Here is a 10,891-nt window from a genome sequence, read left to right on the forward strand (position 1 = left end):
AGGTGGGGCCGCTCGCCCGGCCAGGTGGGGCCGCTCGCCCGGCCGACGACGACGAACGAGCCGTCCTTGGCCTGCCGGTACACCTGGTAGAACAGCGCGCCGTCGACGGCGTCCCAGGTGAACGTGACGTCGTTCTTGTGGACCGCACCGAGCGTCAGACCCGTCGGCACGGCGGCCGTCGGGACGTCCGGGTCGACGGTGGTCACGTCGAGCGTGTCCGTCGGCACCGACTCGGCGCCGGCGGGGTCGAGCGCCACCACGTGGTACTCGTACGCCAGGCCGACGTCCGGCGTGGTGTCCACGAACGTCGTCGTCGTGACGTCGCCGATCGCGACGGGCGCCGTCGCCCCCGCGGACTTCCGGTACACCCGGTAACCGGCGGAGTCCGACGTCCCGGTCCAGCTGAGCGCGACGCTCACGGCCGAGCCGTCGATGGTCACGTCGTCCAGCGTGAGGGCGGAGGGCGCGAGCAGCAGGGGCGTGATCTCGATGCCGTTCAGCCGGCTCGACGTCCCCGTCATGACGAGGTTCAGCTGGCCGTCCGTGACGAGCACCGGCTGGCTGACCTTCTCCGACACCGACCCCGCACCCGCGTTCGAGGCGCCGAAGTCCTTGCCCTCGAGCTGCACGTTGGAGCGGCTGGTGCCGATCCAGTCACCGTTGTACGTCTTCACGGCGTAGCTGCCGTTCGGCACGTCCACCGCGAACACGTGCTGGGTGCCCGGCAGCAGGAAGTCGCGCTGCAGGGCGTTGGGCGGAGGCGTGAAGTTGATGCCACGGTCGCGGCCGCCCAGACCCGTCGGGTCCAGCCAGCCCCAGCCGATCTCGTGGGTGTACCTCGAGTTCTGGTTCACCTCGGTGTAGCCGGGCATGAGCACGTTGCCGGCCAGCTGCACGTCGAACTTGTAGAGCGCGGCCTTGGTGGTGACGCGCACGGCGGCCGACGGGGCCGACGGTCCGCGGCCGTTCACCGCGACCACCCGCAGGTCGTACGACGCACCTTCCACCAGCCCGCCGACCGCAGCCTGCGGGAGCGTCGAGGTGGCGACGAGCGCGTAGGCGTCGTCCGCGTCCGCGGCGGCCTTGCGGTAGATGCGGTAGATGTCYGCACCCTCGCTCGCCGTCCAGGTGAGCTGTACGCCCGCGTTGGAGACGGAACCGGCCACGAGGCCRGCCGGTGCGGCCGGCACCTCGGCCGGCGGCGCGACGTCGAGCACCTCGTCGGCCAGCGGCACGTCCAGCTCCGCGACGTCGGTCGCGACCAGGCGCGCGAGCTGGATCGCCCCGTACTCCTGGAAGTGGGTGTCGTCGACCGTGCCGGTCGGCCGGTTCGGGTACACGCCCGCCGGTACGTGCAGGAACACGCTCGTCGACGCCTCGGGACCGATCTCGTCGAGGTACGCCCGGCTGGACGCCGACAGGTCGACCAGCGGCGTTCCGGTCTCGGTGGCCAAGGCGGTCGCCGCGGCCACGTACTCGGGGAACGAGACGGTGAACTTCCCGGTCGCCGCGTCGAAGCTGCGCCGCGACACCGGGGTGACGATCACCGGCTGCGCGCCGCGCTGGGTGGCGCCGTCCACGAACGTCCGCAGGTACTCCGCGTAGTCGGCGGGAGCGGCGAACCGGTCGTCGACTCCGTAGGTGGCGTCGTTGTGTCCGAACTGCACGAACAGGTAGTCGTCGGGCTTGACCAGGCGCAACACCTCGTCGAGCCGGCCCTGGCTGATGAAGTTCTTCGACGAGCGTCCGCCGATCGCGCGGTTGTCCACCGTGACGTCGTCGGACAGGAACCGGCCGAGCATCTGCCCCCAGCCGGCCTGCGGCACGTAGTCCGCGGTGTAGCTCTGCACGGTCGAGTCGCCCGTGATCCACACGGTGGGCTCGCTGCCCGGCGCGCGGGGGCTCTGCGCGGCGATCCGGAGCTGGTTGAGCTTGGGGGCGGTGCCGGAGAGCTCGAGGTTGAGCTGGCCGTCGACGACCGCGATGTCGAACGACATCTCCAGGAACTGGCCCGCGGCCTTGGCCGTCGCTGCGACCTTGGCCATCTGCTCGGCGGTGATCGCGACGTCGGTCGCCTCGGTGGCATCGCCCGCGATCAGGCTGACCGTGTAGTCGCCGTCGGGCAGGTCGACGACGAGCTCGGTGTCGCCCACGCTCACGAAGTCGGAGCGCAGCGCGTCGGCGGTGCCGCGGTCGGTGGCCGTGACGGCCCGGGTGTCGACGAAGCCGTACCGCGTCGTCGCGCTGTACGCACTGGTGGCGTCCAGCCGGATCGCGCCCGGTGCGAGCGCGCCGCTGCCCAGGTCGAAGTCGAGCACGTCCGGCACCGTCGGTGCGGTCGGCAGGCTGCTCACCGCGGCGGCCGATGGCAGGGACAGGCCCGCCGCGTCGATCGCCTGCACGCGGTAGTACCGCAGGGCGGAGGTGTCGACGGCGTCGGTGGTGACCACCTCGCGCGCTCCGGTGCGGGCGACCTCGGTGTAGGTGCCGTCGACGGCGTCCGACCGCGAGACCGCGTAGCCCGTCGCGCCGGCGACCTCGTTCCAGCGGAGCGTCACGGCGGTCGGCGTCACGTGCGCCAGGCGCACGGAGGTCGGCGCGGCGATCGTCGAGGTGCCGGGGTCCGGCTCCTCGGGCGTGGTCCCGGTCTGCGCGACGACGATCGAGCTCACGTACCCGCCCGCGCCGCTGCCGGTGATCCCGACGGTGAGCTGGCCGTCGGCGACCGTGGCCGGCCACGTGCCGGAGACGGTCGCGGTCTTGGTGCTCAGCGAGCCGCCGCCCGCGCCCTCGAGGGTCACGGTGGTCTTGGTGGCGCTGCTCCCCGCCAGCAGGTCGCCCGAGCGGACCGTCACGTCGTAGGTGCCGTTGGGCACGTCGAGCACGAAGGTCCACGCCGTGGCGAGCACGAAGTCGCGGTCCGCCGGGTCCTCGGCGCCGCGGTCGCGGGAGATCGGGGTGATGCCCTCGGCCGGCACGATGCCGAAGCCGGTCGCGGCGGAGTAGCGGGTCGCGTCGGTCACCTGCTGGTAGCCGTCGGCCACCGGGCTCGTCGCGGTCCCCATGTCGAACTTCCACGTGGTCACCGGATCGGCAGCCAGGGCGGGCGAGCCTCCTGTGGCCACCAGCGCGAGAACCGCCGCGCCCGCGAGCAGTGCCCGGGTCGTGCGTGGTGCCGGTCGTCCCTCGTCGTGCGCGCGCGTCGAGCGCATGGCATCACCCTTTGTCTCGTCGTTGAGAGCAGAGCCCGATCGGTCATCTTGGAACGATTCACCCGAGCAAGCAGTGACATTCCTACAGACCGCTCACCGGCCGCGCAAGGGTTTCGCGGAAACTGGGGAAAGCGCTCGCCATCGCCGTTTCCCGACGACTACGCAGTCATCTCCACCCGGTATCGCCGCTGATCAGCGGCAACGCGTGTGCGACCGGCTAAGGGGCGAGCTCCCGTCGCATCACGAAGTTCGTCAGCGCGACGCCGCGCAGCACGGGATGCTGCTCCACCACGACCTCGAACCCCTGCCGCTCGAAGAACGGCCGCGCCGTGAGGCTCGCGTGCGTGGTGAGCTCGGTCGCGCCGAGGTCCCGCGCCGTCTCCAGCACCCACCCGAGCAGCGCCGACGCCACCCCGGTCCGCCCGACGTCCGGGTCGACGAAGAGCATGTCGACGTACCCTCGCTCGTCCACGTCGGTGAACCCGACCACCCGGCCGTCGACCTCCGCGAGCTGCGTGCGGTGCGCCGCCCGCCGCGCCGACCAGCCCGCCACGTCGATCTCGTCCGACGCCCAGGCGGCCACCTGCTCAGGCGTGTAGTCGCGGCTCGCCGTGGTGCGGATCGCGCGCAGGAACACCTCGAGGGTCGCGACGGCGTCGGACTCGCGGTACGGGCGCAGGATCACGACGACCGAGCCTAGGCGCCGGTCCGGCGATCACCCCGCGAACGGTGCCCCGAGCTCGGTGAACGTCGCGCCCTCGGCGGCCACCCGCGCGCACCAGTGCTCCACGTCCGCCACCACCGGATGACGGTCGTCCAGCTCGCCCCGCCACTCGACGAACGCGTCCGGCACCGGCGTCGGGTCCGGACCGGTGCGCACGGCCTCGAGCACCCGCAGGAACGCGCCGGTGTCCGCGACGGAGCACCGCAGCCTGATCGCGGGGTGGGTGCGCGCCATGAGCAGCTGGGTGAGCAGGTCCACCCGCGCGCAGCGGATCCGTCGGGTGCCGCGCGGCGAGGACACCTCGATCTCGTCCGTCTCGTAGAACAGGGTCGCGGTGCCGAGCGTGCCGCGGACGGCGATCCGCGCGGGCGAGCGCTGCGGGGCGCACAGGGTCAGCCCCGCCGAGACCTGCACACCGCCGCGCGTCCCGACGACCACCGCCGACGTGTCGTCCGCCTCGATCGGGTGGGCGCGGTGCAGGTCGACCCGCACGTCGGTCACGTCCTGGACCGTCCGCGCGCCGGCCAGCAGCAACGCGGTCGCGACGGCGTGCGCCAGGGGGTTGGTCACCACGCCGTCCACCACCTCGACGCCGTCCAGCGTGCGCCGGCCGGCCCACCGGGCCCGCGCGAAGTACCCCGCGCCACGGACCCAGGTGCCGACCGCGCCGACCCCGGTGACCTCCCCGAGCTCGCCGGTCGCGACGATGCGCGCGACCTCGTCGACCGCCCCGGACCCGAACGTCTGGAACCCCACCTGGCACAGCCGCCCGGTCTCCTCGACCACGTCCAGCAGCTCGGCGTGCTCGGCGAGCGACGCGGTGGTCGGCTTCTCCAGGAGCACGTCGCAGCCGGCCCGCAGCGCCGTGGACACCAGTGGGAGGTGCGTGTGGATGGGCGTCGCGATGACCACGACGTCCGGCCGGGCGTGCGCGAGGAGGTCGTCGAGGTCCGGGAACCAGGGGACGTCGCCCTCGACGGGACGGGGGTCGACGAGCGCGGCGAGCGTGGCCAGGCCGCGTTCCTGCAGGTCGGCGACCTTGCGGACGTGCGTGGCGCCGTGGCCGTGCACACCGACCACCGCGATCGTCGGCAGGTCCGTCGCCGGGTCGCTCACGGGCGTCGCCCCGCGGGGCGTCTGCGTGATCATCCCCACGCCTGCGCGGCGAGGTGTCCCGCCTCGTCGGCACCGAGCGCCCGGTCCACCACCACGGCGGCGAGCCCCACGTCGAGGCGGCCGCCGTCGGGCACGTCGACCACGCGGTCCCACGCCAGGGCCGGGCCGGCACCGACGTACTCGGCCACCCGCGCGAACCACGGCCGCAGCGCCGCGGGGTGCTGCACCAGCAGCACGGTGGTCGTCGCCACCTCGCGGCGCTGCACGAACGCGAGCCACGGCGACAGGCTGCCGTGCACGGCCTCCTCGCCGACCAGGCCCTCGCCGAGCACCGTGGTGACGTCGGCCGACGGGAGGCGCCAGAAGATGCCGCCGTACCCGGCGCTCGGTCGGCCGTTGGTGCCGGGGCTCTCGATCCGCAGCGGTCCGTGGGAGGCGTGCAGCACGCTGGACCAGCGCAGCGTCCAGCCGCGACCGTCCGCCAGGGGTGCCGCGTTCAGGTGCCGGTCCTCGGTCAGCAGGGGGCGGTCGCGCTCGTCGAGCCACTCGATCTCGTCGACGAGCGTCGCGCCCTCGTCGGCCAGCCGCGCACCACCGCTGACCTGCCGGCCGTGGTTGGGCAGCAGGGTCGGGCCCTCGTCGCGCAGGAACGTGCGGCCGCCCCAGTAGCTGGTGCCGTTGACCACCGGCACCGCCATGGAGACGCCGTAGTGGTGGCGGTGGTCGACCGGGCTGGTCTCGGTGAGCGCGGTGCCCGCCGCCGAGTGCACCGGGTGCAGGTAGGGGCGCGGGGCGTGCACGCGGGGCACGCGCTCCCCCCGACTCGTACCGGGCGAGCGGGACGGTCGGACCGGAGGTCGCCCCGCTGAGCAGGTACGAGCCCAGGTCGGAGGACCACGAGGTGCCGGTGAGCTCGGGAACCTCCGGACCCACCGGGTCGGTCGCGGCGCGGCGGCCGAGCCGCGCCGCCGGGGGCACCGGGCCGCTGCTCGCGCGGATCGCGAGGACCGGGGTGATCAACGGGGGCGTCGGGTCCAGGGCGTCGCCGCCGACCAGCGAGCGCAGGTGCGCCCAGGCCTGCCGGCCCAGCTCGGCCTGCGGCACGGTCGCGGTGGTCAGGGACGGCGTCGCGAACCGCGCGAGCTCGATGTCGTCGAAGCCCGTGATCGAGACGTCCCCGGGCACTGCGACGCCGAGCTCGTTCAGGCGCGCGAGCAGGCCGAACGCGACCAGGTCGTTGTAGGCGACGACCGCCGTGGCGCGGGAGGCGAGCACGTCCTGCGCGGCGGCGTAGCCGGACTCGACCGACGAGCCTGCGGGGCGTTCGCTCAGCCGGACGTCCTCGCGGCGGGCGGCCGCGGCGCGCAGCGCGTCGAGCCGGGCACCGTGCGACGCGCTGTCCGGCGGACCGGCCAGGTACAGCAGGTGCCGGTGGCCCAGGCCGGTGAGGTGCTCGACGATCTGGTCGATGCCGGCCGCGTAGTCGATGGCCAGGGTCGGGGTCGTGCCGTCGGCGGCCCGGTTGACGACGACCACCGGGCGGATCTCGGGAAGCAGCGCGCGCAGGGTCTGCTCGGACATGCGCGGCGAGACCAGCACGAGGGCGTCGCAGCGCAGGCGGGCGTCGAGCGCGATCCGCTCCTCGTCCCCGGCGTGCTCGGCGGTGTCCGCCACCAGCACCCGGTAACCCTCCTCCGCGGCGGCCGAGGCCACCCCCCGGAGCACCTGCTGGAACATCGGGTTGGCCAGGTCGGGGACGACGACGGCGACGGTGTTGGTGCGTCCGAGCGACAGGCTCCGCGCGGTGTTGCTGGGCCGGTAGTGCAGCTGCTCGGCCACGTCACGGACGCGCGCGGCGAGCTCCGGGTCCACCGTGGAGCGGCCGTTCATCACCCTGCTCACGGTCGCCCGTGAGACGCCCGCGGCATGCGCGACCTCGGCGATGGTCGACGCGCTGCGCGTCCACCCGTTCTGCGTCACTGCAGCCTCCCGCGGTCACCCTCGAGCCACCGCGTCGGGGGTGGCTCCGCGCTGAACATACACCACGGGAAACCGGTTCCCAAGCACATCTTCCGGTGCTACGGTACCGACCGAGGAACCGGTTTCTCACCGGATCCCCACGGCGAACACAGTGAGGTGATCGACGACATGTCTGTGGTGACAGAACTGCGCCGGACGGCGCGAGCGGCGCGCGGAGGCAAGACTGCGCCCGCTCGGCGACCCCTGCGCAGCGGCGACGGCAAGAGCGCGGCGATCTTCCTCGCGCCCTGGTTCCTCGGCCTGGGGCTCATCACGATCGGCCCGATGGTCGCGTCCGGGTACCTGTCCTTCACGGACTACGACCTGCTGCAGTCGCCGTCGTGGGTCGGCATCGAGAACTACACGCGGCTGTTCCAGGACCCCCGGCTCCTGAACTCCCTGCGGGTCACGTTCACGTACGTGTTCACCGCGGTGCCGCTGCAGCTGATCGCCGCCCTGGCGCTCGCCCTCATCCTCGACCGCGGCATCAAGGGTCTGCCGTTCTACCGCTCGGTCCTGTACCTGCCCTCGCTGCTCGGCGGCTCGGTCGCCGTCGCCATCCTGTGGCGCCAGGTGTTCGGGATCGACGGCCTGGTCAACCACTTCCTCGCCCTGTTCGGCATCGAGGGCAAGGGCTGGGTGTCGGACCCGGACACCGCGCTGAGCACGCTCGTCCTGCTGCACATCTGGACGTTCGGCGCCCCGATGATCATCTTCCTGGCCGGCCTGCGGCAGATCCCGGAGATGTACTACGAGGCGGCCGCCATCGACGGCGCCGGCGTGGTGCGCAAGTTCCGCTCGATCACGCTGCCGCTGCTCACGCCGATCATCTTCTTCAACCTGGTGCTCCAGGTGATCGGCGCCTTCCAGAGCTTCACGCAGGCGTTCGTGGTCTCCGGCGGCACGGGCGGACCGGCCGACTCGACGATGTTCTACACGCTCTACCTCTACCAGAAGGGCTTCACAGCCTTCGACATGGGCTACGCGTCCGCCATGGCGTGGCTGCTCGTCCTCATCGTCGCGGTGATGACCCTGATCAACTTCTTCGCCTCCAAGTTCTGGGTCTTCTACGATGACTGAGGTCCACGTGCGCCCCACGCCCCCTGCCACGACCCTGTCGGCCCTGGCCGACGAGGTCCCCCCGGTGCAGCACCACCGCTCCCCGTGGCCCGACCGCCGCCGCTCCGTGCTCAAGCACGCAGGCCTCGTCGCGCTCTGCCTGCTGATGCTCTACCCGCTGATCTGGCTGCTCATCAGCTCGTTCAAGCCCACCGAGCTGATCTTCCGCGACGTGTCGCTCATCCCCACCGAGGTGGACTGGACCAACTACTCGCAGGGCTGGAACGCGCTGCAGTACCCGTTCAGCCGGTACCTGCTGAACTCGGCGGTCATCGTGCTCGGGTCGCTGGTGGGGAACCTGGTCAGCTGCTCGATGGCGGCCTACGCGTTCGCGCGCCTCGAGTTCCGGGGCCGGCGGCTGTGGTTCGCGGTCATGCTCATGTCGATCATGCTGCCGATCCACGTGATCATCGTGCCGCAGTACATCCTGTTCGCCCGGCTGGACTGGATCAACACGTTCCTGCCGCTCATCGTCCCGAAGCTGCTGGCCACGGACGCGTTCTTCATCTTCCTCATGGTCCAGTTCTTCCGCGGGATCCCCCGGGAGCTGGACGAGGCCGCCCGCCTGGACGGGTGCGGGCACGGACGCATCTACCTGCGGATCATGCTCCCGCTGTCGCTGCCCGCCCTGGCCACCACGGCGATCTTCACGTTCATCTGGACGTGGAACGACTTCTTCAGCCAGCTCATCTTCCTCGTCCGGCCGGACATGTACACCGCGCCGGTCGCTCTCCGCACGTTCCTGGACTCCACGGGCGCCAGCTCGTGGGGCCCGATGTTCGCGATGTCGATCGTCTCGCTCATCCCCGTCTTCCTCGCGTTCCTGTTCGGCCAGAAGTACCTGGTCAAGGGGATCGCGACGACGGGCATCAAGTAGCTCCACCCGATCCGCCGGCCCTCCCGACAGCACACCGTCGTCCTCGTCACCCAAGGAGAACCATGCGCCCCCGACAGTCCCTCCGTGCCGGTGCAGTGCTCGCCATCGCGGCCCTCGCACTGACCGCCTGCGCGGGCTCGTCCGACGAGCCCGCCGCCACGCCCACCTCGTCGGGCCCCCCGGAGCCCGTCGAGATCCGCTTCTCCTGGTGGGGCTCCGACACCCGGCACGAGCTGACCCAGTCKGTGCTCGACAAGTTCACGGAGAAGTACCCGTACATCACCGTGGTCCCCGACTACACCGACTGGAACAGCTACTTCGACAAGCTGGGCACCGCGGTCGCCGGCGGTGACGCCCCGGACGTGATCACGCAGGAGGAGCGGTTCCTCAACGACTACGCCTCACGCGGGGTGCTCGCCGACCTCAACGAGCTGGGCCTCGACACCTCGAAGATCGACGAGAACGTGCTGCAGTCCGGCACCATCGACGACGCCCTGTACGGCGTGGCCACCGGCGTCAACGCGTACGCGGTCGTCGCCGACCCCACCGCCTTCGAGGCCGCCGGCGTGGAGCTGCCCGACGACTCCACCTGGACCTGGGAGGAGTACGTCGAGATCGCCGACGAGATCYCCGCCAAGACCGGGAAGGCCGTGTTCGGCGCGCAGGACTACGGGTTCAACGAGCCGGGGTTCTCGATCTTCGCCCGCCAGCGCGGGGAGTCGCTCTACACGAAGGACGGCAAGCTCGGGTACGACGAGGACACCCTCGCCGACTGGTGGCAGTACTCGCTGGACCTGCAGGCCGGTGGCGGCTCACCTGACGCCGCGACGACGGTCGAGGTCGACGCCGGCGGTCCGGAGCAGTCGCTCGTCGCCACGGGCAAGGGCGCCATGGCGTGGTTCTGGACCAACCAGCTGACCGCGATCACCAACGCGTCCGGCAAGGAGCTCAAGCTCCTCCGCGTCCCCGGCGAGTCGGAGGAGGACCGCACCGGCATGTACTTCAAGCCGGCCATGTACTACTCGGTCTCCGCCAAGTCCGAGCACCCGGAGGAGGCGGCCCTGCTGGTCGACTTCCTGCTCAACGACCCCGCCGCCGGCGAGATCCTCCTCTCCGACCGCGGGCTGCCCGCCAACATCGACGTCCGCGCGGCGGTGCAGGACAAGTTCTCGGCCACCGACAAGCAGGCCGCCGAGTTCCTGGCCGACCTCGAGGACGAGATCGTCGACGGACCGGCCGTCCCGCCGGTCGGCGCCGGTCAGGTCGCCGAGATCACGCGGCGCATCAACCAGGAGGTCCTGTTCGGCCGGATGACCCCGGCCGACGCGGCCAAGCAGTTCACGCTCGAGGTCGAGTCCGCCATCGGCAGCTGACCCACCCGCACGCCACGTCCGCACTCCCGTGGGTTCCTACCCGCAGGAGTGCGGACGTTGCTGTGTGTGGAGGGAGGGCCAGCGTCCGCAGATTCGGTCGTCCCGGCGCGTGAATGTGCGGACGTCAAGCGTTCCCCGAGCGGACGTCCGCGGATTCGGTCGTCGGGACTGCCGGATGTGCGGACGTTGCGAGGGGTGACGAGGTTCAGGCGCTGGCGCGGACCCGGAGGATCGGCGTCCGACGCCCAGTGGCTGCCCATCGACCTCGGGGCGACCGCGACCCGAGCATCGTCGTCGACAGCGGGTTCCAGTCACCGGTCAAGCCGGGGGTGCGGTTCCACAACATCCTCACGGTGTCGCTCGGCGGCAACGGCGTGATCGCGCACGTCATCAACGACACCGGCGGCGTGGCCCAGGGCACGGCCACGATCCCGGCGTACCTGGTCAGCTA

8 protein-coding genes and 1 pseudogene are annotated in these 10,891 nt (G+C 71.7%); 4 read left to right on the forward strand and 5 right to left on the reverse strand.

Going from position 1 to position 10,891, the window contains the following annotated elements:
• The 5 genes and pseudogenes from AC1DUQ_RS08915 to AC1DUQ_RS08935 all read right to left on the reverse strand — a co-directional run.
• A partial coding sequence (locus AC1DUQ_RS08915) for a fibronectin type III domain-containing protein (RefSeq protein WP_477073671.1) occupies nt 1-3,212 on the reverse strand: 3,212 nt, incomplete at its 3' end.
• A 217-nt stretch (nt 3,213-3,429) separates the two neighbouring features.
• Nucleotides 3,430-3,897, reverse strand: coding sequence for a GNAT family N-acetyltransferase (locus AC1DUQ_RS08920; protein WP_477060973.1), 468 nt, complete (start codon nt 3,895-3,897; stop codon nt 3,430-3,432).
• Between the two features lie 30 nt (nt 3,898-3,927).
• The gene (locus AC1DUQ_RS08925) at nt 3,928-5,085 is read right to left on the reverse strand and encodes a Gfo/Idh/MocA family protein (RefSeq protein ID WP_477060972.1); all 1,158 of its coding nucleotides are present in this window, start codon (nt 5,083-5,085) and stop codon (nt 3,928-3,930) included.
• The gene (locus tag AC1DUQ_RS08930) at nt 5,082-5,852 is read right to left on the reverse strand and encodes a DUF6807 domain-containing protein (protein ID WP_477073674.1); all 771 of its coding nucleotides are present in this window, start codon (nt 5,850-5,852) and stop codon (nt 5,082-5,084) included. The genes AC1DUQ_RS08925 and AC1DUQ_RS08930 overlap by 4 nt, the downstream gene beginning before the upstream one ends.
• 244 nt (nt 5,853-6,096) lie before the next feature.
• Nucleotides 6,097-6,942 (reverse strand): annotated as a pseudogene (locus AC1DUQ_RS08935) (LacI family DNA-binding transcriptional regulator); the annotation flags it as partial.
• A 258-nt stretch (nt 6,943-7,200) separates the two neighbouring features.
• On the opposite strand from AC1DUQ_RS08935, the gene AC1DUQ_RS08940 reads away from it, so the two are divergent.
• The 4 genes from AC1DUQ_RS08940 to AC1DUQ_RS08955 form a co-directional block, all read left to right on the forward strand.
• Nucleotides 7,201-8,151 (forward strand): carbohydrate ABC transporter permease, encoded by a 951-nt coding sequence (locus tag AC1DUQ_RS08940; protein WP_477060970.1) that lies wholly within the window; start codon nt 7,201-7,203, stop codon nt 8,149-8,151.
• Nucleotides 8,144-9,067, forward strand: coding sequence for a carbohydrate ABC transporter permease (locus AC1DUQ_RS08945; RefSeq protein WP_477060969.1), 924 nt, complete (start codon nt 8,144-8,146; stop codon nt 9,065-9,067). Before AC1DUQ_RS08940 ends, AC1DUQ_RS08945 begins: the two co-directional genes overlap by 8 nt.
• A 62-nt stretch (nt 9,068-9,129) precedes the next feature.
• Nucleotides 9,130-10,440: an ABC transporter substrate-binding protein gene (locus AC1DUQ_RS08950; RefSeq protein WP_477073672.1), complete on the forward strand. Its 1,311-nt coding sequence runs from the start codon at nt 9,130-9,132 to the stop codon at nt 10,438-10,440.
• A gap of 248 nt (nt 10,441-10,688) precedes the next feature.
• On the forward strand, nt 10,689-10,891 hold a 203-nt coding region (locus AC1DUQ_RS08955; RefSeq protein WP_477073673.1), incomplete at its 3' end, for a hypothetical protein.

The organism is Cellulomonas sp. P4_B5_2 (assembly GCF_056402235.1).